This window comes from Bartonella sp. B17, assembly GCF_053795755.1.
Genome location: NZ_CP200032.1, coordinates 792719 through 815203, shown reverse-complemented (window position 1 = coordinate 815203; position 22485 = coordinate 792719). Strand labels below are relative to the sequence as shown.

At 37.2% G+C, this 22485-nt stretch carries 20 protein-coding genes and 2 pseudogenes; 13 read left to right on the top strand and 9 right to left on the bottom strand.

Going from position 1 to position 22485, the window contains the following annotated elements:
- Positions 1-13: 13 nt before the first annotated feature.
- Positions 14-1093 carry a glycosyltransferase family 4 protein gene (locus V4B18_RS03595; RefSeq protein WP_455476450.1) on the bottom strand — a complete coding sequence of 360 codons (1080 nt, stop codon included), beginning with the start codon at positions 1091-1093 and terminating at the stop codon, positions 14-16.
- A gap of 57 nt (positions 1094-1150) precedes the next feature.
- Entirely contained in the window at positions 1151-1624 is a 474-nt protein-coding gene (greA, locus tag V4B18_RS03590) for a transcription elongation factor GreA (RefSeq protein WP_455476449.1), read from the bottom strand.
- Between the two features lie 338 nt (positions 1625-1962).
- Here greA and V4B18_RS03585 point away from each other — a divergent pair, with 338 nt between their 5' ends.
- The 3 genes from V4B18_RS03585 to V4B18_RS03575 all read left to right on the top strand — a co-directional run bounded on the left by V4B18_RS03585 (position 1963) and on the right by V4B18_RS03575 (position 5806).
- Positions 1963-2274, top strand: a complete 312-nt coding sequence (locus V4B18_RS03585; protein ID WP_455476448.1) for an SH3 domain-containing protein — start codon at positions 1963-1965, stop codon at positions 2272-2274.
- 265 nt (positions 2275-2539) lie between these two features.
- Positions 2540-4687 (top strand): excinuclease ABC subunit UvrB, encoded by a 2148-nt coding sequence (gene uvrB / locus V4B18_RS03580; RefSeq protein WP_455476447.1) that lies wholly within the window; start codon positions 2540-2542, stop codon positions 4685-4687.
- Between the two features lie 501 nt (positions 4688-5188).
- A complete protein-coding gene (locus V4B18_RS03575) occupies positions 5189-5806 on the top strand; it encodes a BA14K family protein (RefSeq protein WP_455476446.1) in 618 nt (205 codons plus the stop codon).
- A 74-nt stretch (positions 5807-5880) separates the two neighbouring features.
- On the opposite strand, the gene V4B18_RS03570 is transcribed toward V4B18_RS03575, so the two are convergent.
- Positions 5881-6531 (bottom strand): MBL fold metallo-hydrolase, encoded by a 651-nt coding sequence (locus V4B18_RS03570; RefSeq protein WP_455476445.1) that lies wholly within the window; start codon positions 6529-6531, stop codon positions 5881-5883.
- Positions 6532-6689: 158 nt separating this feature from the next.
- Here V4B18_RS03570 and V4B18_RS03565 point away from each other — a divergent pair.
- A pseudogene (locus V4B18_RS03565) lies at positions 6690-7098 on the top strand (response regulator); the annotation flags it as partial.
- Between the two features lie 6 nt (positions 7099-7104).
- Positions 7105-8060, top strand: a pseudogene (locus V4B18_RS03560) (ATP-binding protein); the annotation flags it as partial.
- Positions 8061-8119: 59 nt separating this feature from the next.
- On the opposite strand, the gene V4B18_RS03555 reads toward V4B18_RS03560, so the two are convergent.
- On the bottom strand, positions 8120-8620 hold the full coding sequence (locus V4B18_RS03555; protein ID WP_455476519.1) for a YbjN domain-containing protein: 501 nt from the start codon (positions 8618-8620) through the stop codon (positions 8120-8122).
- A 384-nt stretch (positions 8621-9004) separates the two neighbouring features.
- Complete coding sequence (locus tag V4B18_RS03550) at positions 9005-9262, bottom strand: accessory factor UbiK family protein (protein WP_455476444.1); 258 nt, start codon at positions 9260-9262, stop codon at positions 9005-9007.
- A gap of 292 nt (positions 9263-9554) precedes the next feature.
- On the opposite strand from V4B18_RS03550, the gene lgt reads away from it, so the two are divergent.
- From lgt to V4B18_RS03530, 4 genes are all read left to right on the top strand, one after another.
- Positions 9555-10403 carry a prolipoprotein diacylglyceryl transferase gene (lgt, locus tag V4B18_RS03545; RefSeq protein ID WP_455476443.1) on the top strand — a complete coding sequence of 283 codons (849 nt, stop codon included), beginning with the start codon at positions 9555-9557 and terminating at the stop codon, positions 10401-10403.
- Positions 10404-10417: 14 nt separating this feature from the next.
- Positions 10418-11497, top strand: coding sequence for a class I SAM-dependent methyltransferase (locus tag V4B18_RS03540; protein WP_455476442.1), 1080 nt, complete (start codon positions 10418-10420; stop codon positions 11495-11497).
- An 81-nt stretch (positions 11498-11578) separates the two neighbouring features.
- A complete protein-coding gene (gene pgeF, locus V4B18_RS03535; RefSeq protein ID WP_455476441.1) occupies positions 11579-12364 on the top strand; it encodes a peptidoglycan editing factor PgeF in 786 nt (261 codons plus the stop codon).
- Positions 12365-12739: 375 nt separating this feature from the next.
- Positions 12740-13672, top strand: coding sequence for a ribose-phosphate pyrophosphokinase (locus tag V4B18_RS03530; RefSeq protein ID WP_455476440.1), 933 nt, complete (start codon positions 12740-12742; stop codon positions 13670-13672).
- Here V4B18_RS03530 and V4B18_RS03525 read toward each other — a convergent pair.
- Positions 13669-15168, bottom strand: a complete 1500-nt coding sequence (locus V4B18_RS03525; protein WP_455476439.1) for a helicase HerA domain-containing protein — start codon at positions 15166-15168, stop codon at positions 13669-13671. The genes V4B18_RS03530 and V4B18_RS03525 overlap by 4 nt on opposite strands.
- A 288-nt stretch (positions 15169-15456) precedes the next feature.
- Here V4B18_RS03525 and V4B18_RS03520 point away from each other — a divergent pair, with 288 nt between their 5' ends.
- Complete coding sequence (locus V4B18_RS03520; RefSeq protein WP_455476438.1) at positions 15457-16083, top strand: 50S ribosomal protein L25/general stress protein Ctc; 627 nt, start codon at positions 15457-15459, stop codon at positions 16081-16083.
- Positions 16084-16159: 76 nt separating this feature from the next.
- Entirely contained in the window at positions 16160-16738 is a 579-nt protein-coding gene (pth, locus tag V4B18_RS03515) for an aminoacyl-tRNA hydrolase (RefSeq protein ID WP_455476437.1), read from the top strand.
- Between the two features lie 131 nt (positions 16739-16869).
- On the opposite strand, the gene V4B18_RS03510 is transcribed toward pth, so the two are convergent.
- Positions 16870-17622: a L,D-transpeptidase gene (locus V4B18_RS03510; protein ID WP_455476436.1), complete on the bottom strand. Its 753-nt coding sequence runs from the start codon at positions 17620-17622 to the stop codon at positions 16870-16872.
- Between the two features lie 255 nt (positions 17623-17877).
- Here V4B18_RS03510 and ychF point away from each other — a divergent pair, with 255 nt between their 5' ends.
- Positions 17878-18981 (top strand): redox-regulated ATPase YchF, encoded by a 1104-nt coding sequence (gene ychF / locus V4B18_RS03505; RefSeq protein ID WP_455476435.1) that lies wholly within the window; start codon positions 17878-17880, stop codon positions 18979-18981.
- 105 nt (positions 18982-19086) lie between these two features.
- Here ychF and V4B18_RS03500 read toward each other — a convergent pair whose 3' ends face one another.
- The gene (locus tag V4B18_RS03500) at positions 19087-19524 is read right to left on the bottom strand and encodes a PRC-barrel domain-containing protein (protein WP_455476434.1); all 438 of its coding nucleotides are present in this window, start codon (positions 19522-19524) and stop codon (positions 19087-19089) included.
- Between the two features lie 969 nt (positions 19525-20493).
- Between V4B18_RS03500 and V4B18_RS03495 the strand changes: the two genes are divergently transcribed.
- Entirely contained in the window at positions 20494-20964 is a 471-nt protein-coding gene (locus V4B18_RS03495; RefSeq protein WP_455476433.1) for a tRNA (cytidine(34)-2'-O)-methyltransferase, read from the top strand.
- Positions 20965-21171: 207 nt separating this feature from the next.
- Here V4B18_RS03495 and V4B18_RS03490 read toward each other — a convergent pair whose 3' ends face one another.
- Positions 21172-22425 (bottom strand): CCA tRNA nucleotidyltransferase, encoded by a 1254-nt coding sequence (locus tag V4B18_RS03490; protein WP_455476432.1) that lies wholly within the window; start codon positions 22423-22425, stop codon positions 21172-21174.
- Between the last annotated feature and the right edge of the window lie 60 nt (positions 22426-22485).

Below are 22485 nucleotides of genomic sequence, written 5' to 3'. Positions count from 1 at the left end.
TTTCATTTGCTTCTCAAGAGAAGCTTTGAATATGTTTAAAATTTTTTTCTGCAAACATCGTTTCATAAACATTTCCAATTGCTGCTGCCTCTTTTTCTAAAGGAAAGTGAGCACGAACATGGAATAAAGCTCTTTCTCCAGCCACTAATGTTTTTTCTAAATCAGCAAGATAAGGTTCAATCGCTGTTGTTAAAGCCTGTAAATCCCCTGCTTTGACAACCGTCCCTGTTCCTTCTACCACTAATTCTTTATACACTCCTACATCACTGGTCACCACAGCAGTCTGAGAAGCCATTGCCTCTAATGGTGTTAAACCAAAACCTTCTATACGAGAAGGTGCTACATAAAGCGATAAACGACGGTACCATAGAGGTGCATCCAATATCTCACCAAGAAAAATAATGCGATCGCTTAAATCAAACTCAGCAATCTTTTGGTGTAATTTTTTTTCAAAATGATAGTGCTGCATCATAGTACGACCAGCAATAATTGCTGTCCAATCAGGATAACGTGGCAATAATGCTATCATTGCATCCACAAACAAATCTACACCTTTTGAATAACGCAAACGCCCAAAACACCCCACTGCATATTTCCCCAGAAATCCAGATGAAGAAAAATGATCATCAATAGTTTTTGGCGGTGAAAAACGCTCAACATCTACCCCATGCATAATAACTTGATAAGGCACCTCTAAGTAGGCTCCTGTACGCAAACTCGTCGCAATAACTTTATCCATACGACGAATCAACCATTTGGTAAAAGGCTTATGGTGACGTTGAGATGCCGATGTAAAGATGAGCTTCAGCTTCATTCGCAAAATATCGCGTAAAAAGACCCCACAAAGCATCTCGATATTACGCCGTGCATGCCAAATACGAAATGGTTTATCTGTGGGGCTTTTCCAAAGCCCCAAAAGATCTTTAAAAGTGAGAGCAGGCAAATTCTTTGGCAACCCCACTCCCAAAGTGGATATACGTATACCTTGCCTTCGCTGCAATGGAATAAGCTGAATAATCGTAGATGTCACTCCTGACAAACGTTTTTTAAAGTGAGGAGCTATGACATCTGTTTCTTGCAAAAGTACACGCATAAAATTAAAGATAATAAAACTTTTTAGTGGCTAATCTTCTCTTGTATATCCTTCTCATTAGATATACTGCACTTGAATAATTTCATAATTATGCGCGCCACCTGGTGCATTCACTTCAATGACATCACCTTCTTGCTTACCAATAAGCGCACGTGCAATAGGTGAAGAAATAGAAATTTTACCAGTTTTTACGTCAGCCTCTTGATCACCTACAATCTGATAAATCTTTTTTTCTTCAGTATCCTCATCCAAAAGCTTTATAGTTGCCCCAAATTTAATTTTGTCACCTGAAAGCCGCGAAACATTAATAACCTCTGCACGCGCAATATAATCTTCAAGCTCATTTATACGTCCTTCATTATGGCTTTGCGCCTCTTTTGCAGCTTGATATTCAGCATTTTCTGACAAATCACCATGCGCACGCGCTTCAGAAATTGCTTCAATAATCCGCGGACGTTCTTGTTGTTGGCGCCAACGTAACTCTTCTTTAAGACTTTCAAAACCAGCTGTAGTCATCGGAACTTTTTCCATAATCCGTCCCTTTCTATTACACGGAAGGTTCAATAAAAATACAAAAAACGGCTTCCAAAATTACTTTTGGAATCCGAAAAACTAATCCCTTATTATATAGTATAGTATTATATAGTACAGCGTTCTTGTTTTCCATATAAAAATAAAAAAGAACATAAAGCACTCCACTAACTGCATTTAAACCACTTAAAAGAGTTAAAAATCTCCACTCAAATCTCTATAATAAGAAATATATAAAAGAAGTAATTGTATTATTCTCTGTTTTATCATAGTTTAGAGGGGGGTTTTTATAAAGATAGAAGGACGAAAAATCTTTAAAAGAGTCCTCTGGAAAAAAAATGAAAAAATCGATAATTTTTTTTGTGTTTGGCTCTCTCTTTCTGACCACAAAAGTAGTTAAATCTGCAGATGCTTTTGTTACAAAGAATCTTAATTTTAGGGCGGGGCCAAGCACGCAATCTGCACTTCATGGTTTAATTCCTGCAGGACAATCTGTATTTGTTCAAGCTTGTAGAGGGAATTGGTGCCACATCAGATATAAGAATCAAACAGGCTGGGTCTCATCTCGTTATCTCTCATTTAAAGATGGAAATGATCTTTATCGCACATACACAATGCTTTCAGTCATAAATCACACCCATTATCCGTAGCAGAGTATATAATGGATATTATAATAAATGCTTCGTAAACATCATCATGATGCAAATAAAATTAAGAACAACCACAATTGTTGTAAAAACACTGATATTATAAAAACACTGAAAAAACTTCCTCAAAAATTAACTAAAGATCCCACAAAATACCAAACGAACTGAAACAAAATTGCTACGTAATACTTTTTCGTTATTTTAAATAAGTAACAAAAGTTGGTATTTTCTTCAAAATCATGAGCATTTTACATTAAAGGATGCAACGATGAAAAATGGCATCACAGCAACAGTTGAAGCACTTTCTGCGCTTATTGCCTCAGGAAATCCTCTTTTTAAAAATGGCGTGTTGTGGACACCCCATCGCCCTATTCGTCCCGAGAAATCTGAAGGCGGCGTTTTTTTTCAACTTGAAACATCCTTTGAACCTGCAGGGGATCAACCACAAGCCATTAAAACTTTGGTTGAAGGAATTGAAAAAAATGAGCGTACTCAAGTGCTTTTAGGAGTTACTGGCTCAGGAAAAACCTATACAATGGCCAAAATCATTGAAAAAACACAACGTCCAGCTTTGATCTTAGCACCAAATAAAACTCTGGCTGCACAGCTTTACGGAGAATTTAAAAGCTTTTTCCCCCATAATGCCGTTGAATATTTTGTTTCTTATTATGATTACTATCAACCAGAAGCCTATATTGCACGTTCTGACACTTATATTGAAAAAGAATCCTCTATTAATGAACAAATCGACCGTATGCGCCATGCTGCAACACGCGCTGTTCTTGAACGTGATGATGTCATCATCGTTTCATCTGTATCCTGTATCTATGGAATTGGTTCGGTAGAAACTTATACAACCATGACTTTACAAATAAAAAAAGGGGATAAACTTGATCAACGCAAACTACTTGCTGATTTGGTTTCTCAACAATACCGTCGACAAGATATCAATTTCATCCGTGGTTCCTTTCGTGTCCGAGGAGATACAATTGAAATTTTTCCTGCTCATCTTGAAGATCGTGCTTGGCGTATTTCACTATTTGGTGATGAAGTCGAAACAATTACTGAATTTGATGCTCTAACAGGACAAAAAACTGGCGATCTTCAATCTATTAAAATTTATGCCAATTCACATTATGTAACACCACGCCCAACATTAAATCAGGCAATAAAATCAATTAAAATAGAACTAACTCAACGTCTCGATGAATTAAAAGCAGCTGGACGTCTTTTAGAAGCACAACGTTTAGAACAGCGTACAATTTTTGATCTAGAAATGTTAGAAACAACTGGATCATGTATTGGAATTGAGAATTATTCACGCTATTTAACAGGAAGAAATCCTGGTGAACCACCGCCAACCCTGTTCGAATATATTCCAAGCAACGCTCTAGTTTTTATCGACGAAAGCCATGTAACAATTCCCCAAATTGGTGGCATGTATCGGGGTGATTTTCGACGAAAAGCCACCTTAGCAGAATATGGATTTCGCCTGCCTTCTTGTATGGACAATCGTCCTTTACGCTTTGAAGAATGGGATGCTATGCGCCCGCAAACTGTTGCTGTCTCTGCAACGCCAGGGCGCTGGGAAATAGAACAATCTCACGGCATTTTTGCTGAACAAATTATTCGCCCAACAGGACTTATTGACCCACCAACAGAAGTTCGTCCAGCCAGCATGCAAGTCGATGATGTTGTAAACGAAATTCGTAAAACAACTCAAAAAGGCTACCGTACATTGGTGACTGTTCTAACAAAACGTATGGCTGAAGATTTAACTGAATATCTTTACGAACAAGATATTCGCGTACGTTATATGCATTCTGATATTGATACATTAGAGCGTATTGAAATTCTTCGTGATCTGCGGCTTGGCACCTTTGATGTCTTAATTGGTATCAACCTGCTTCGAGAAGGTTTAGATATTCCAGAATGCGGTTTTGTCGCTATTCTAGATGCTGACAAAGAGGGTTTTTTGCGCTCCGAAACTTCGCTTGTGCAAACAATAGGGCGTGCTGCGCGCAACGTAGATAGTCACGTTATTCTTTATGCAGACACAATCACTGGCTCCATGAAGCGAGCTTTACAAGAAACACAAAGACGTCGACAAAAACAAATAGCCTACAACGAAAAGCACAATATTACACCAACGAGTATCAAAAAAAATATCAGCAATATTCTCAATTCAGAATACAAAAATGACCACATTCACACAAATATTCCAGATTTCATTACGCAAAACAGTATGGTTGGCAATAATTTGACATCCCATATTCAACATCTTGAGAAACTAATGCATGAAGCAGCAGCCGATCTTAACTTTGAAGAAGCAGCAAGACTTCGTGATGAAATCAAACAACTGAAGAAAGTAGAATTAACAATCATTGACAATCCTTTACCTTACCACAGTGAATAATTTCTATACATCCTATGATACAATCGTCCTCTTCATTAAACCAGAACCTGAGATCACATAAGTTCAGCTATGGCTATAAGTACTTTGAAGAATTAATAGACAGAAAAAAATTTCGCAAAAATACTATTAAACTATCTAATAACAAAACAAAGAAAAAAATTTCCAATAAATGATCTTAAACTTTCAAGCTACTCAAAATAAACCTTAAATTCTCTAAAATTTTAGATTGGACAATTAATAATGTGCAAATATTATTATTCAGTGTAAAATTTTACTACAAAAACTAAAAAGTAAGTGTTTATAAATACAATATTTATAAATTAATCTAAATAAATTGCACTTTTTTGCATGAAATATCTAATTTTATTTTATGATTTTATAATTTAGCTAAACTAAATGGCTCTTTATTCGTTTTGCCTAAATAAAGTCCAAAATTGTTCAGGCTATATTCAGTTTGACGTATGTAAGATGCAAATAACGAATTATAAAAGGAGTGTCGCTATGAAAAAACTTACTAAGCTAGCGGTGTTATCAGCGGTATCAACTGCAACCGTTGTAGCTCCACTAAGTGCAACTTTTGCAGATGTAAAATCAATCTTTGATGAACGAATGACAAGCACAACGATAACTGGTCCTTCTTATCCTGCTTTTAATCATAATCATCCAGCGCAAGTACAAACCCATATTAGGCGTGAACGTCATCAAGTACATCGTGAGCAAAAAACGCATCGTTACACTCACACGGAAAACCATAAACATGTAGTACACAACCACCATTATATAAATCGTAATGATTCTGGAGATACTTTAGCTGCGGGTATTTTCGGTCTTGCTGCAGGTGCACTTATCGGTAATGTTTTAACAAAATCAAAATCGCCACAGGTTATCTATCAAGTTGCACCAGAACCACAACGCCAAGTGGTATATCAAACTGTTCCACAAGCTCAGGTGATTTATAAAACAGTACCAACAGAGACATATCAGACTGTCCAACAACCATTGGCATCTAATTGGCTTCAATATTGCAAAAATAAATATCGTTCATTTAACGAAAAAACAGGAACCTTTAAAGGCTATGATGGCAAGGAACACATTTGTTATGCCCCCATTAACTTCTGATATACCTTACTAAAAGCATTTTAGAAATTTTAAGCAACAAAAAAACCGCCTTAAGGCGGTTTTTTTGCGTTTGTTCATTTGTCAATCTCTTGAAGAAAAGGATTCCTCTGGCGCTCATAACCTATCCAACTTCCTAAACCATGACCACAAATAAAACGCACATCATCGCCTAAAGGCAAAATCTTATCCCTAATGGATTTTATCAATTCTTCGTAAGAACAAAAAGGAAAATCCGTACGTCCAATAGAACCACGAAAAAGTACATCTCCTAATAAAGCAAAACGTTCCTTTTTATTGAAATAAATAACATGACCAGGAGAATGCCCTGGTGTGTGGAAAACATTAAATACGTGTCCAGCAAAATTAACGCTATCGCCATCCTCCAACCATTGGTCAGGAACACAAATACGTGTTCCAGTCATACCGTAACTTTTAGCACTTTCGTTCATCATGTCCATTACAGGCTTATCGTCGCAATGCGAACCAATAATTTTAACATCAAGTGCTTCTTTAGCTTGCATTGCCGCTCCCACATGATCAATATGACCATGTGTTATCCAAATAGCCTCAACGGTAACGCCTACCTTTTGAATTCCTTCTTGAATACGAAGCCAATCTCCACCTGGATCAACTAAAACACCCGTTTTGTGATCATTATCAAAAAGCAGAGTGCAATTTTGTTGGAAAGGTGTAACTGGGATAATATATGCACTGAGATTTCCCATAATATCCTTTTCAAAAATTAAATATTTCTAATTTTATAAATACACTGCTCAGTTCTTTGATAAAATAACCCGCTCGATAGTTTTATACAACTTATGTAAAATTAAATTTTGTGTAAACTGAATTTTTATCATAGTTTTGAAGAATGACCAGTTAAGTTTTGCACGACAACGCATCTCATCTACTTGTTATTGATGATGACACTCGTATTCACCGGTCTTTTATTTCAATTTCTTTTTAAAAATGGATTTCGTGTTTCCATCTCTGCCAATGCCGATGAAGTAAGAAAGAAACTTGCCAGCTTAAACTTTGATCTTCGAATAGTTGATGTAATGATGCCTAGCGAAAATGATATCGATTTTACTCACTCACTACATCAAACAAAAGATGTTCCCATTCTCATGCTCACAGCTTTATCAGAAACAGAGAAATCGGATCCATGGATTAGAAGCAGGCGCAGATGACTATTTAGTCAAGCAGTTTGTTTGATCCTCGTGAGCGTTTACTGCAGCAACGCCATTTTACGACGTAGCTTTTCGCAAAACCAACCCAAAATCGAACAAATTATTATTGATGATACAGTGGGCAATTCTGATCTTATCGAAATTTGTCTCCATCTTTGTCACAGCATCTTGTGCATCTTTGCTATGCCTAACCAAGCTTATGCTGCCAATACTGATATTTTTTAAAGCTGGATGGTAGGAACAGTTCTTGTTTTATTGCTGATAGCAATTTACTTTTTGCGCAATCAAATCAAACCAATCCAACAATTAGCAAAAGTCGTAGAAAGTTTTGGGTTTAGTCATCCCTTACCAGAAAGATTTCAGCCTCAAGAAACTGATGAAATCCGTCGTGCTGGCATCACGTTTTTGCGTATGCGTGAATGTATTGAACGCCAAATTGAATAACGCACCATGATGCTATCAGGCGTAAATCATGATTTAAGAACCACTCTCATGCACTTCAAACTGTAGCTAGCACTCGTCAATACTAACAACTTTGACACAACTTCACTTGAACAACTTGAACAAGATGTCAGTGATATGCAAAATATGCTAGAGGATTACCTTACTTTTGTACGCAAGCAAAAACAGTAAAAATGTTAAAACCTTTGACTTAAATGCTCTTATGCAAACATTTTCCGCTGATGCCCATCTTCACAAACGTCAATTTTTCTACACCATTAAAAGTTCTACAGAAATACAAAAACACCCTCATGCTTTCACGCGCTTGGTCAGCAATCTCGTATCAAATGCATTTTGTTAAGCAAACACTGTTAAACTAACAGCTATTCACAACGAAAATCTTTTATAATGACTATTGATAATGATGGATCTAACATTCATGAAAACATGCGTACGGAAGTCTTTAAACCATTCTTCAAACTTGATAAAGCACGAGATCAAGATGTCTGTGGAACGGATCTTGGCCTTTCTATTGCTCAAGATATAGCGCGCAACCATGGAGGCAATATCAATTAGATAACAGCCCACTAGGGAGATTTCGTGCTATTATCGACATCCCCTTATGATAAATATTTTGCAAATTGATCATAGAAAAGTAACTGTTAAACAAACATGCCTAAGGAACTCAAGCATTTCCCACAGTTTCAAATAAAGTGTATTGTAATGCCTTGCAAGCGCTTTCACCAGCCCAAGCAACCATTTGAAACGCAGTATAATGGCTTTCACAAACTCTAAGCGCATGTACCAACAATGTTTCAACCTGTATATGAGATGGATGCAAACCTCCAGCCAAAAGAAGACCCTGCCGATAAATAACTGAATTGTCCCCTTGCCAATAATCAAAATGCCCCAGCAATAATTTTTCATTAATTGCGAGCAATAAACGATGCATTTCAGCTGTTCGAGCATTGTCGGTAAAAAGATCAAACGCACAAGCTAAATGAAGGGCTTCCTGTTCTTCCATCCATGAAAATGCAACGCGATAATTTGTCCGTGCCCCTTCTACACAAACATTAATTTCATCTTTAACATTCCGCTCAAAAGACCAATCGTACTTATGGGCAATCTGCTCGATAAAATCAACAGGATGCTCTTCTCTTTCTGTGGCGCAAAATGCAAGCCTCATCATTAGTCCTCAACAATCAATAATATGAACAACGTTACAACAAAACTCAAAACACTGAAACTCTAACAATTTGCTACAATTACAGCCTTTACGCCACACAAATACACACTAAAACACAAAGCAATACACAATACCGAAAGATACTCTCCTTCAATAATAAGCCTGATAATTAAAACGAATCATCAAGTTTTTCAGTGTATTGATACAATTTCATAGCGCCAGTCCCCTGATTCAAAAAAATGCTTTTTTTATAAAAAACAAACCCAAAATAAATGAGCGATCTTCTCTAACAGACTCAAGATTAAGCATTTTTTTAATTTATGCACTACATCGAAAAATTGGGGATATTTTTTCTGAATCTATAATTTTTTTACAAAAACCAATTTATTCTTCTTGCGTTTGTTCTTTTTCTAAATCATCAAAACGCCTTTTCAAATCAGCATTATCAGCATGGACTTTCAGCACCATCTCCCTAAAAGCTTCAAATTCTTCGCGTGAAACAAGGTTAAGTTTATTTGCTATCTTTTCAGCTTGTAAACGAAAAGCCATTCCAGCTTCATGTTTTATACCTTGTGCAGCATCAGCTGCATCTGTTGCTAATTTTGCTAATTCATCAAAAATACGGTTTGATCGACTACGCATGTAATTTTCCTTTAGTTTTCATTCTTAACACGTGCATTATAACGCATTTTCACAACATTTAGATATCGCATTTGTTCCCTCACACTTAATAGACTGTACATCAGTTATATAGACTTCTGTTTATGCCTTTTATAATTTTTTATCACTATAATTTTTACGCCTACACCTGTAAACAATGAAAGCCTTATCAAATCCCTCCATAACTTGCCTCTTTCTTGGCTCTTGACCACTGCACATTCATCTGTCATTCCTGAGTATCATATAACCTTATAAATATTAGAGTACTTAACTCATGAATGATTTTTTTTGTCCTGCCATTGCTTTTCCTGATTATCTGGATCCTGTAATTATTCATTTAGGTCCCATATCTCTACATTGGTACGGACTTGGTTACGTTATTGGCGTTCTTTTTGCTTGGTGGTATGCGCAAAAATTATTAGAAAGACCATCCTTATGGTATGCAAACCAACCTCCTATGGATAAAGAAAAGATAGAAAACTTTGTTATCTGGTCTATTATCAGCATCATCGTTGGTGGTCGCTTAGGCCAAGTACTCGTATGGGATCCAGCTTATTACTTTAGTCATCCAAGTTCCATCATCGCTATATGGAATGGAGGAATGTCTTTTCATGGAGGGCTCATTGGTATTGGCATTGCAATGATTTTATTTGCCCGTAAGAATAACATTAAAATGCGAGCAATGTTTGATATAATCGCTGCAGGTGCCCCTATTGGTATTGGTATTGTACGAATATGCAACTTCATTAATCAAGAATTATGGGGCAATGTGACCAGTGTCCCTTGGGCCGTTTGTTTTCCTCAAGATCCTCAGTATTTACCGCGTCATCCAAGCCAACTTTACGAAGCATTCATGGAAGGATTTCTTCTTTTTATCATCCTGTTCATTCTTATTTTTGTTTTCAAAGCACTAAAACGCTCCGGAGCTATAGCAGGAACATTTGTTATGAGCTATGCAATAGCGCGTATTATTTCAGAACTTTACCGTGTTCCTCAAGAAGACCCAGAATGGTTTTCTATCCTTTTTCATTCCACTGGATTTACCTATGGCATGGCTTTATCTCTGCCTATGTTTTTTTTCGGTGTTTATCTTATTTTTAAAGCCTTCAAGCACCAATCCTAATAATTTAAAGAATAATGGCCACACTCAAAGAGAAAATTAAAAAAATTATCGCGCTCAATGGGTCAATCACTGTCAGTCAATATATGACATTGGCTCTCACAGATCCTCAATTTGGCTATTATCAAACACAAACACCCTTTGGGCGCACCGGTGATTTCATCACTGCCCCTGAAATAAGCCAATTATTTGGAGAGATGATTGGCATTTGGACTCTCGCAAGCTGGAAAGCCCATAACTGTCCTCGCCCTTTCATTTTAGCTGAAATAGGCCCAGGACGCGGAACTCTTATGGATGATATTTTACGTACCATTCAAAAATTATGTACCACAGCATTTAATGCTGCTGAAATTTTTCTTATTGAAATAAGCCAAAACCTTGCAAAAGAACAAAAAAGTCGTCTTTCATCTTATCAAAAACAGATCCATAACGTTGAAAATTTTGACCAGATCCCCTCAGGACATTTATTCTTAATTGCCAATGAATTCTTCGATGCACTCCCAATCAACCAATATATTAAACTTGATGGAGAATGGAAAGAACGCTGCATTACCGTTAATCAAAACGGAAACTTCACATTTATTGCTAAACAGCGTAAACTCCCTTTCCTTTATTTACAATCTTACGATTGGAACATCCCTGATGGAACAATTTTTGAACATGCGCCCTTACGACATCAATTGATGCACAAAATCAGTAACCGGTTAATACAAATGAAAGGTTCTGCTTTACTTATTGACTATGGAGCTTCTGATTTTGCATTTGGTGATACATTGCAAGCTGTTTCAAAACACAAATTTCGTGATATCTTTGATGCTCCAGGTGAACATGATCTAACATCACATGTAAATTTTTTCCCTTTAAAAATGATAGCCATTGAACAAGGCTGTTTTGCTGAAATTTTAGAACAAAGAGACTTTCTTTTAAAAATGGGTCTGTTGGAAAGAGCTAAACAGCTTGGAATCAACAAAAACGCTACACTGCAAAACAAAATCCGCCAAGATATCGAACGATTAGCTGGTTCAGATCAAATGGGTAAACTGTTTAAAGTTTTACACATAAGCGATAAAAATATACCCTTACCTCCTAAATTTTAACTGCCCACAATAACATACATTGACAAATGCAAATATCTCACACACCATTACCACTTAACAAAAATCCTGTAAGGAACTTTTATGCAACCTGTTCTTAAGCCCATATTGGCAAAAAATCTTTCTGATTTACACACACATGGGATACAGCATGGCTTTTTTACACGTCAAGGTGGTGTCTCACAGGGTATTTATCAGAGCCTTAATACAGGCAAAAGCTCAAATGATAACCCTGAACATGTTGCACAAAACCGCACTTTAATCGCCAATTACTTTGGTATTGAAATGCAAAATTTAGTCACTATCAATCAAATACATTCTTGTAAAGTCGTTGTTGTTCATGAAGCCTTCAATGGTGAACCTCCTAAAGCTGACGCTCTTGTTACAACCACAAAAAATTTAGCAATTGGCATTCTTACGGCAGATTGCGGCCCTGTTCTCTTTTCTGACCCGCAAGCAGGTGTTATCGCTGCTGCGCATGCTGGCTGGAGAGGAAATTTAAACGGAATTGTGGAAAAAACAATTTCTGTTATGGAAGAACAAGGTGCCAAACGACAGTCAATAACAGCAGTTCTTGGACCTTGTATTGGTCCATGCCATTATGAAGTAACAAGCGAATTTTATAACCAATTTCTTGATTGCCACAGTGAATTTCAAAAGTATTTTTTAAAAACAGATAAAGTAAATTGCTTTAAATTTAACCTATGGGCATTCATTATAGATCAACTCACGCAAGCAAGAGTCAATGCTTCTTGCTTAGAGCTTTGCACTTACAAAGATGAACAGCGCTTTTTTTCCTATCGCCGTGCAGTGCACCGTAAAGAACCAGATTACGGACGACAAATTTCTGCTATTATTCTAAAAGAATAAACTTAGTTATACAATGCTGTCTTTTACAAAATCAGTTATTAGTTCATATGATAGGATAGCTTTTCCTATTCTTTTTTTTAACATTTAATTAGAATAACTTATAGAAAAGCACTCTGTTTAAACACGCCCCCATCATTACCCTAAACATAAATATTGTTAATGCTGAAACCGTTTTTTATAAAGCGATTGCAAAAAACTTTAATCAGTATGTATTTCTTTTCTCCACAGTTAAAAACTTTTCTAAAAAATAAAACATGCGCCTCGTTAATAATGATGAGTAAAATTGTAATGTTCTTGTGATTGTTTTCTTGCAATCTGATAACAAAAAGTTAAAAACTGAATCACACTCGGTCATGATTATTCAGAGGTTCTACTATGAAACTTTTTTGCGGAAACTCTAACCCACGCCTTGCGGAAAAAGTTGCAGCTTATTTAAATATTCCCTTAGGCAAGGCAACGGTGAAGCGCTTTGCAGATCAAGAAATTTTTGTAGAATTGCAAGAAAATGTCCGAGGACAGGATGTGTTTGTTTTGCAATCTACATCCTATCCTGCAAATGACCACCTGATGGAATTACTCATCATGATTGATGCTCTTCGCCGTTCTTCAGCACGTCGTATTACAGCTGTTATTCCCTATTTTGGTTACGCTCGCCAAGATCGAAAGCCTGGACCACGTACCCCAATTTCCGCAAAACTTGTTGCTAATCTGATTACTGAAGCAGGAGCCAATCGCGTTTTGACATTGGATCTTCATGCAGGACAAATCCAAGGCTTTTTTGATATCCCAACAGACAATCTTTATGCTGTTCCTGTCATTTCTCGTGATGTGAAAATACATTACTCTCTTGAAAATGTTATTGTTGTTTCACCTGATGTGGGAGGTGTGGTGCGTGCACGTTCCTTAGCTAAACGCTTAAACAGTTTGCTTGCTATTGTTGATAAACGTCGCGAACGCCCAGGAGAATCAGAAGTTATGAATATCATTGGAGATGTCTCTGGAAAAGATTGCCTTTTGCTCGATGATATTGTTGATTCTGGAGGAACTTTATGCAACGCAGCAAGTGCTTTGCTCAAACACGGTGCAAATAGCGTCACAGCTTATATTACGCACGGTGTTCTTTCCGGAAATGCTATCGAACGCATTACAAACTCAGAAATGAAAGAATTGGTCATCACTGATTCAATTATGCCAACATCAGCAATTGAGAGTGCACGCAATATCCGTGTTCTGCCAGTTGCCGATTTACTTGGAGAAGCAATTGCAAGAACAGCAGCAGAACAATCTGTCTCAAGTTTATTCAACTAAATTGGAGCTTTTGGATCTCCTGGTGCTGTTTCTACACCAATGTCAGGAAAAGCTATAATGCGTTGACCGCCAAGATGCATACGGATCACAATAAGTCCACGTTCTTCGAAATGAGTTAAAAGCCAGCGTACACGACTTAAAGAATGAGTTCCATAAAGACGTGCTAAAAATGCATCTGATGGGCAAGGTTTTCCAGTAAGCGCTGCTTGTGCCACATTCAAAAAAACACCTTGGATATCATCTTCTAAACTTTCTGATATGTATAAAATGCGTTTCCAACTTTCACTTTCAGCAGTTTCTTCATCAATATCAGCTTGAGCAATAGCCAATTTACGCCGAAATTGCGAAAGATTAAGAGAAACTCCTGAAATTCCATGAATACGGCAACGAACCAAAAAATCTTGATACAATACCGCTGTTGAACGATAAGCAGCATCGGGATCATCCATAATTTCACAAATAACACGCTCGACTTGTATATTGTGATCAACAGCAGAAAATTCAGGAAAAAGGCTTAGCTTTTCTTCCAACAATTCTTGTTTTTTGTGCACGGCCTCTTCTAACATTTCATGAATAGATTGTTTTTTCACAGGCTCCTGTGAATATTTAGATGAAATTAAAATTTCCTCTGGCGAAACCGTAAAAACCAATTCCTTTACGTCATCTCTTTCTGTTGGAAGTGGCATGAGTTTTGGACTAGAAGAGCGCGCTAATGTTTCAACAGGTCCAATGATGATGGGTAATGATCGTCGTGATAAAGCGGGACCTAAAGCTATAAAATGACCACGCTCAAGATCTCTAAACATTTCTGCTTGGCGGCGCTCCATTCCCAAAAGATCTGCAGCACGAACCATATCTATATCTAAGAAAGTTCGTCCTATTAAAAAATTTGAAGCTTCTGCAGCAACGTTCTTTGCAAGCTTAGCCAAACGCTGTGTAGCAATGACACCGGCAAGACCACGTTTGCGCCCTCGACACATAAGATTGCTCATCGCACCAAGTGAAATTTTACGCGCTTCATCAGAAACTTCTCCCGCCGCTGCTGGCGCAAATAATTGTGCTTCATCAACCACAACAAGCATAGGATACCAATAATCGCGCTCCACATCAAACAATGCACCAAGAAAAGTACCAACAGCACGCATCTGTTGTTCATTATCTAAACCTTCAAGATTAAACACAACAGAAACCCGATGTTGGCGAATTCGATAAGCAATACGCGCCAATTCTTGTTCGCTACGCTCAGCCTCAACAACAACATGGCCAAATTTATCTGCCAAAGTTACAAAATCACCCTCTGGATCAACGACACAATGCTGTACCCATGGAGCACTTTGTTCAAGCAGACGTCGAAGGAGATGGGATTTTCCTGAACCAGAATTGCCTTGCACTAAAAGACGTGTCGCCAATAATTCTTCAAGATCAACAAGTGCTGGAACCGATTTGTGTAAAGCACGAGATTCCGACACCTCACCCAAGGCAATCTCAACCTTCATGAATGTCTCCAGTATTCGATTGTAAATATACAAATCCGTATTGATTGATTCCCCATATGTATGAAACTTGTAACATTTCTTCTTCTTTAACGGTAGAAATCGTGAATATTTCCCACAACTCTTGAAACTTCAAAAGGTTTGAACTATAGAGTAATCTTCTGCGTAGACACCCTTGGAGGCAACGCAGAATGGAGCAATCGCTAATTAATAAAGCGCATATCTTCATTTTCATGTAAAAACTGTTGTTAGTTTTTGATGAATCTCCAATCATGTAAAAGGACTTAAATTATGAGCAAAAGCTACACTCTTAAGGCCGAAGTACGCGAGCGGGTTGGTAAGGGGTCCTCCCGTGAACTACGCCGCAACGGTCTCATTCCAGCTGTCATTTATGGTGACAAACAACCGCCTTTAGCAATTGCAGTTCCCTATAAAGAAATTTTCTATAAAATTCACGCTGGCGGCTTTCGTACAACCACCGCTACGATTATCATCGGTGAGAAAAAAATTCAGGTTCTAGCAAAAGATTATCAACTAGATCCAGTTCGTGACTTTCCCATACATGTGGACTTTTTACGTATTTCAGCAGAATCCGTCGTGGATGTAAATATTCCTGTGCACTTCCTCAATGAAGATACCGCTCCTGGTATTAAACGTGGAGGTGTCTTAAATATTGTTCGCCATGAAATTGAATGTACTGCCCCAGCAAATGCGATTCCTCACGCAATTGAAATTGATCTTTCTGGTTACTCTATTGGTGACTCTATCCATATTTCAGCGGTGCAACTGCCAAAAGGTGTTACACCAGTGATTCAAGATAGAGACTTCACCATTGCAACCATTGCAGCTCCCGCTGACTTGGATATCCGTGATGAAAGTTCAGAACAAGAAAATGGCGATGGCGGTGCAAAATCTTAATAAACTCTAGCTGGCGGGAAAAATTCCCGCCTTCTCTTAAAAATTTTTGAACCCATATATTTCACTAAGGGCGCACATGTGGCTTATTGCTGGTCTAGGCAATCCTGGTTCATCTTACCAAAATAACCGTCACAATATTGGTTTCATGGCAGTTGATGCTATTTACCAGTTTTATTCTTTTTCTCCATGGTCAAAAAAGTTTCAATCCGAAATCTCCAATGGACTTATAAATGGCGAAAAAACCCTTCTTATAAAACCTCAAACTTTCATGAATTTATCTGGCCAAGCTATTGGTGAAATTTTGAGATTTTATAAATTAGAGTCAAAAAATTTGATTGTCATCTATGATGAACTGGATCTACAGCCTGGAAAAGTACGCATAAAAATCGGTGGAGGCAGTAATGGGCATAATGGTATAAAGTCCATCGATTCTCATTGCAGCACTGATTACTACCGTCTACGACTTGGGATCGGACACCCTGGTTCTAAAGATCTTGTCAGTCAATATGTTTTAGGAAATTTTGCGAAATCTGACCAAGAATGGCTACTGCCTCTATTAGACACGATTGCAAAAAATATTGCTCTTCTCATAAACGGCAACAACAGTTTGTTTTTGAATGAAATCTCACGAATAATGAAAAATAAAGATCTCTAATAAGAAATAACCTTTTAACTCATAAAACAAAGTTAATATCACTTGCTGCAGTTTCTATACATATAAAAAATTATTGAGCAGCAAGTAAAATTTATTAAATAAAACTATTTAAATTTCTGTATCTTATGAAACTAAAATAAATCGTTTTGATTGATAGTCGACAATAATGGATCACGAACATTTTGCTGTTGACTTGAAACTTTAGATATATTTTCTTGGCTCCGCAACACAACCACACGCGCACCAATGGGAACACGATCATAAAGATCAATTACATCTTGATTAAGCAAACGAATACACCCACTTGAAACTGCATGACCAATTGACCACGCTTCATGTGAACCATGGATGCGGAAAAGTGTATCCTGCCCATTTTTATAAAGATAAAGAGCCCGTGCCCCTAGTGGATTATCAGGTCCTGGTGGCATTCCCTTTCCTAAATGACCGTAACGTTCTGGTTCTCGAATCATCATTGCCTGAGTTGGAACCCAGCTAGGCCAATGACGTTTACGCCGTATAATCCCCTCACCTTCAAATTCTAACCCTTCTTTACCAACACCAATACCATAACGTAGAGCTTTCCCATTTTCACCAATGAGGTAGAGAAAACGTTTCTGAGTATCAACAACCAGTGTACCAGATGGATAAGGTGTATAATAAATGACTTCTTGACGCCAAAACTTTGGCTCAATTGTAGAAAGATCAACAGCAGGTAACGAATAAGGTTCATTTATTACAGGCCCATACAAAGCCTGCATTTCCGCTGGAACGTGCCAAGTTTGCTGAGAAGAAATAAGCGACATATCTAATTGTTGGCGCGTAGCACATGCAGCCAAAGCCAAAGGCGTTGCTATCAAAAAGGCACGACGAGACAGTACTCTCATATTTACTCCGATTAATTCATCATGCGAATCCATGTATTAAAAGAAATTTAATACACTGTTAATATTTAATTTTAAATTCTATCATGATTTAAGATAGGAAATACTTAAAATATGACGATAAAAAGTTAACTATTTCTTAGCATAGCTTTTTTGTTCTCTTACAGCAACTAGAAGCTATGACTTTTTCTGAAATATGTTATAGAAATGCTAAAAACATTATCTTGACCATAAAACAAACAGAAAAGAAGGCAGCTCATGGGTTTTAAATGCGGTATTGTCGGATTACCAAATGTCGGTAAATCAACCCTTTTTAATGCATTAACAAAAACAGCCACAGCACAAGCTGCTAATTATCCTTTTTGTACAATTGAACCAAATACTGGTGAAGTTGCTGTTCCAGATTTGCGTATGGAAAAAATTGCATCAATTGCTGGTTCAAAAGAAATCATTCCTACGCGCATTAATTTTGTTGATATTGCGGGACTTGTACGTGGAGCTTCAAAAGGTGAAGGTTTAGGCAATAAATTTTTAGCTAATATTCGCGAAGTTGATGCTATTATCCATGTTCTACGCTGTTTTGAAAATGAAGATATTACCCACGTAGAAGGACGCGTTGATCCTGTTTCTGACGCCACAACTGTTGAAACAGAACTTATGCTTGCAGATCTTGAAAGTCTTGAGCGAAGAATCATACAAATCCGTAAACGTGCGACAGGAAAAGATAAAGAAGCTCTGGCAATTCTTCCCGTAATGGAAGCAGCATTGAATTTGCTGCAAAAGGGAAGCCCTGTCCGATTATTGCTCAAAAATATTTCCTCTGATGAACGCTGCATCCTTGATGATTTGAATCTTTTAACCTCTAAACCTGTACTCTATGTTTGCAATGTAAGCGAAAATGATGCTGCTCACGGAAATAGCTTTACTCAAACAGTTGAGAAAATGGCAAGAGAGCAAAATGCTCAAAGCATTATCATTTCTGCTGCCATTGAAGCTGAAATTACCCAGCTAAGCGATGAAGAAGCCACTGAATATCTTAGTGCTTTAGAACTCTCTGAGCCAAGTCTAAATCGACTTATTCGCGCAGGCTACCATTTGTTGGACTTAATTACTTATTTCACGTGCGGACCTAAGGAAACACGAGCATGGACAATTGTGCGTGGAACCAAGGCTCCACAAGCAGCTGGTGTCATCCATTCAGATTTTGAACGCGGCTTCATCCGCGCTCAAACCATAAGCTACGAAGATTATATTACTCTAGGTGGAGAAAGTGGAGCAAAAGAAGCGGGGAAAGCTCGCGATGAAGGAAAAGAATATATTGTGCAAGATGGTGATATCATGTTATTTAAACACAATACCTGAAACCATTCTGTTAAAATGTTTTACACTTCTAAAAAACAAAAACAGCGCCATCATACGCTGTGTGATAGCGACTGTTCTTACCTATAAAACAAAGCAAAGAAAAAATTAAAGGTTCCAACGTCCTTTATATTTGAATGCTGGAGCATTCTTTAGAGAATCTTTTGTCGCATTAGTAATAAGTTTCCATTTACCATAATCATTAGACATCTGGATTGTTTCTGGAGCAACAACGACATAATGTTCCCCTATACCAAGAAAACCACCAACAGCAACAACAATCCCTGCGATATTATTTTCACGTAAAATAATATCTTTCACTTCACCAATTTTTTCGTTTTCCATATTGTATACATCTGCACCAATAAGACTTGAAGCAACGAAATCAGTCGCTAAAGGAGTAACATAACGTGTAGACATAGCTGAATTAATCTGTACAATACCCGTTGAAGCAATTATTTCAGGTTCAGAAGAAGCTGTAAAAGACTGAGCGTAAGCACTAGAAGCCATTACAACTAACATAGTAGTAAATGCAATTTTATTCATTTTATAAACATCTCCGTTTTGACTTTACAAAACTTCAATGCGTCATAACCGGATTTGTTCCCTGTGCTTTTTTTCGAACCAAGAACTTTCTCTGTCTCTCTCAGTTCTTCTATTTATCCTCCAACTCTTCCTCTAGAGTATACAAAGAGCTAGCCTATTATAGACATAAGTTCAAAAAATAACTGAACATAAAAAGACATGGAGACTGTTTTTTTACAAATTTCCCCGCATAGCTCAGCTATCCATATCAAAAAAAAACTTCCATACAAAAACGATATTTGCAATGAAATAAAGGCTAAATCAATAACCATTAGTAATTTTTATGCTCTCTAATCATCTTCTGATATCCTATTTTGACAGCCGTTATAACGTAGAGCTTATCAGGCAATATCAGAAATAAAAAGAAGAAATGAAAAATATATTGCACGCATACATGCCATCAATGCAAAATCTGAAAAAATAAGCGCATTATCAATGTTTTCTTGCATGAACAAAAAGGGATGGGAAATAGTCTATTATAACAATCAGCTCATTTTAAAAATTTTCCTTTCCTCTTCGAACCATCGCTCACATATTGCTTATGGAAAACCTTAACCCGCACTTGAATTACGACCAAATTCCTTCAAATTGTGAAAACCAACATATCTTCTAATCTATAATAATTTATTGATAAAGACCTTCATTCCATGTTGTAATTGCACTTTATTGTAAACATCAGCTATAGACTTCTTCACAACCCATTCAACTTTTTATTCTCTAATGCTCAGAGAATTGTCCAATCTAATTAGTATCAAAAATTTTTACGTACTGCCAAATTCTTACATGTTGGGAAGCAGAAAAATTTTCTTCTGAAATTTTAAAGAAATGGATAGCCAAGCACAAAAACTGTATGGTCTCAAAATCATATTTCTGAAGTAGTCCATATGGCTCCTTTACAAATCACAAAGAAAAAAACATAATACATAGTGTATGACACTTCACATTGCTCTTTTTCAACCTGATATTGCTGGTAATACTGGAACAATTTTGCGCCTTAGCGCCTGTTTTGGTTTACATGTGCACATTATTGAGCCTGCAGGCTTTAACCTGTCGGATCGCAACCTTAAGCGAGCCGGTATGGATTATCTCGAATATGTCTCACTAGAACGACACATTGACTGGCAACATTTTATGAGCACCATGAAACATTTTAATCGTCGCCTTTTGCTTTTAAGTACAAAAGCAGACATATACTATACAGATATGCGCTATCAAAAAGACGATATTTTACTTTTTGGTCGTGAATCAGCAGGAGTTCCAGACTACGTCTTTAAAGACGTTGATTATACATTGAAAATTCCCATGCAGCCACATGCACGCTCTCTCAATATTGCAATGAGTGTAGCCATAACGACAGGGGAAGCACTGCGCCAAATTGGTTACAATAATAAAAAAATATAAAAATCTTCAATCTATTGGCACAGATACCACTACATTACACATGATAAACAATTTTTAAAAGAAAGAAGCCAAGCTTATAAAATGCTACAATACCATTAAAGCTTCATATCATTTCTACTACCAACAATCCTAACATAGCACCATAAAAAGCCAAATATAATTGATATATAATAAATAAAATCGGAAAGTTATTAACAAAATATAATGTTATAAATTAATTTTTTTTAATAATTCATTTCGATCTATTACAAATCCACTTTCAATCCACATCATTTCTAATTCTTTGAGCTTTTGTCCTATAAACACGCCTTGCTCCAAACCTTTTTTTATCAAATCCTTGCCACTAACAGGAAAAGTTGGAATCTGCCATTTTTGAGCAAGCTGATAGAGCTTTATATAATGTTCTGCTTTTTGCAAAGCCTTGCTTTTCTCTTGAGTATCATCATACGCAGCAACTATAGATAAGGACAATTGATCCAAAACCGGTTGTCGACCATGCAAATAAATCAATTTTTGCACAAAAGTATCTGAACTGCTTTGGCTAATCTTTTCCAACTCTGCCCATTCCTTCAACCGCGTTGTTTCTTTATTAGATAAACGCAAGCGATGCATCATTTCATCAAGACGTATGGAATCTGGGGGAAGAATACTTTTTAGCCGCAACAACGGATCTATTTTCCAACCAAGAGCCTGTTCTACTTTAACAAGTGAATGGATCGCATCAATGCCCCATTTTTCTGTTTCTGGAAAAATAAGTGTCAAAATTCCGCTTTGACGCATCCATAAAAGAGCACGTGTTGGATCAGAGGCAGCGAACAGTTTTCTCATTTCTCCCCAAATCCGTTCACATGAAAGTTTTTGCAAACCGTATTTTTGACGAACACATGCTTTTAATCCTTCTACATCTGGTCGTCCCGCTCCATACCAAGCAAAAAATCGAAAAAAACGCAAAATACGCAAATAATCTTCACAAATACGATTTTCTGCAATACCTATAAACCGCACTGTGCGACTGGCAATATCGTTTAAGCCTCCCACAAAATCATAAAGCTGACCAGCAGAATCACAATAAAGTGCATTAATAGTAAAATCCCGCCGTTCAGCATCTTTTTTCCAATCACAACCAAACACCACTTTTGCATGGCGACCATCCGTTTCAACATCAGAGCGAAGCGTTGTAACTTCATAAGCGCATGACTTGGAAATCACCGTTACTGTACCAAACGCAACACCTGTAGGAATTGCTTTAAACCCGGCTTCTTCTGCACGCTCTACTACCTGTTGTGGCAAACAAGTTGTAGCAATATCAATATCACTAATAGGCTGCCCTAGCAGCTGATTACGCACCGCTCCACCTACAATACGTGCCTCTCCACCATCTAAAGACAAAACGTGGAGCAATGTTTGGATGCAACTATCCTGTAACCAATCAACATGTTTAAAATTTTGTATTACGCTCACCCTTTACCCCTTTACACAAACAACAACCATTTGTTTGTAAACTGTTATTTATTCTCTTAT

Excerpts from the sequence above, each read along its gene's own strand:
- V4B18_RS03595 (WP_455476450.1), bottom strand. The coding sequence starts at position 1,093 with ATGCGTGTACTTTTGCAAGAAACAGATGTCATAGCTCCTCACTTTAAA.
- greA (WP_455476449.1), bottom strand. The coding sequence starts at position 1,624 with ATGGAAAAAGTTCCGATGACTACAGCTGGTTTTGAAAGTCTTAAAGAA.
- V4B18_RS03585 (WP_455476448.1), top strand. The coding sequence starts at position 1,963 with ATGAAAAAATCGATAATTTTTTTTGTGTTTGGCTCTCTCTTTCTGACC.
- uvrB (WP_455476447.1), top strand. The coding sequence starts at position 2,540 with ATGAAAAATGGCATCACAGCAACAGTTGAAGCACTTTCTGCGCTTATT.
- V4B18_RS03575 (WP_455476446.1), top strand. The coding sequence starts at position 5,189 with ATGAAAAAACTTACTAAGCTAGCGGTGTTATCAGCGGTATCAACTGCA.
- V4B18_RS03570 (WP_455476445.1), bottom strand. The coding sequence starts at position 6,531 with ATGGGAAATCTCAGTGCATATATTATCCCAGTTACACCTTTCCAACAA.
- V4B18_RS03555 (WP_455476519.1), bottom strand. The coding sequence starts at position 8,620 with ATGAGGCTTGCATTTTGCGCCACAGAAAGAGAAGAGCATCCTGTTGAT.
- V4B18_RS03550 (WP_455476444.1), bottom strand. The coding sequence starts at position 9,262 with ATGCGTAGTCGATCAAACCGTATTTTTGATGAATTAGCAAAATTAGCA.
- lgt (WP_455476443.1), top strand. The coding sequence starts at position 9,555 with ATGAATGATTTTTTTTGTCCTGCCATTGCTTTTCCTGATTATCTGGAT.
- V4B18_RS03540 (WP_455476442.1), top strand. The coding sequence starts at position 10,418 with ATGGCCACACTCAAAGAGAAAATTAAAAAAATTATCGCGCTCAATGGG.
- pgeF (WP_455476441.1), top strand. The coding sequence starts at position 11,579 with ATGCAACCTGTTCTTAAGCCCATATTGGCAAAAAATCTTTCTGATTTA.
- V4B18_RS03530 (WP_455476440.1), top strand. The coding sequence starts at position 12,740 with ATGAAACTTTTTTGCGGAAACTCTAACCCACGCCTTGCGGAAAAAGTT.
- V4B18_RS03525 (WP_455476439.1), bottom strand. The coding sequence starts at position 15,168 with ATGAAGGTTGAGATTGCCTTGGGTGAGGTGTCGGAATCTCGTGCTTTA.
- V4B18_RS03520 (WP_455476438.1), top strand. The coding sequence starts at position 15,457 with ATGAGCAAAAGCTACACTCTTAAGGCCGAAGTACGCGAGCGGGTTGGT.
- pth (WP_455476437.1), top strand. The coding sequence starts at position 16,160 with ATGTGGCTTATTGCTGGTCTAGGCAATCCTGGTTCATCTTACCAAAAT.
- V4B18_RS03510 (WP_455476436.1), bottom strand. The coding sequence starts at position 17,622 with ATGAGAGTACTGTCTCGTCGTGCCTTTTTGATAGCAACGCCTTTGGCT.
- ychF (WP_455476435.1), top strand. The coding sequence starts at position 17,878 with ATGGGTTTTAAATGCGGTATTGTCGGATTACCAAATGTCGGTAAATCA.
- V4B18_RS03500 (WP_455476434.1), bottom strand. The coding sequence starts at position 19,524 with ATGAATAAAATTGCATTTACTACTATGTTAGTTGTAATGGCTTCTAGT.
- V4B18_RS03495 (WP_455476433.1), top strand. The coding sequence starts at position 20,494 with ATGACACTTCACATTGCTCTTTTTCAACCTGATATTGCTGGTAATACT.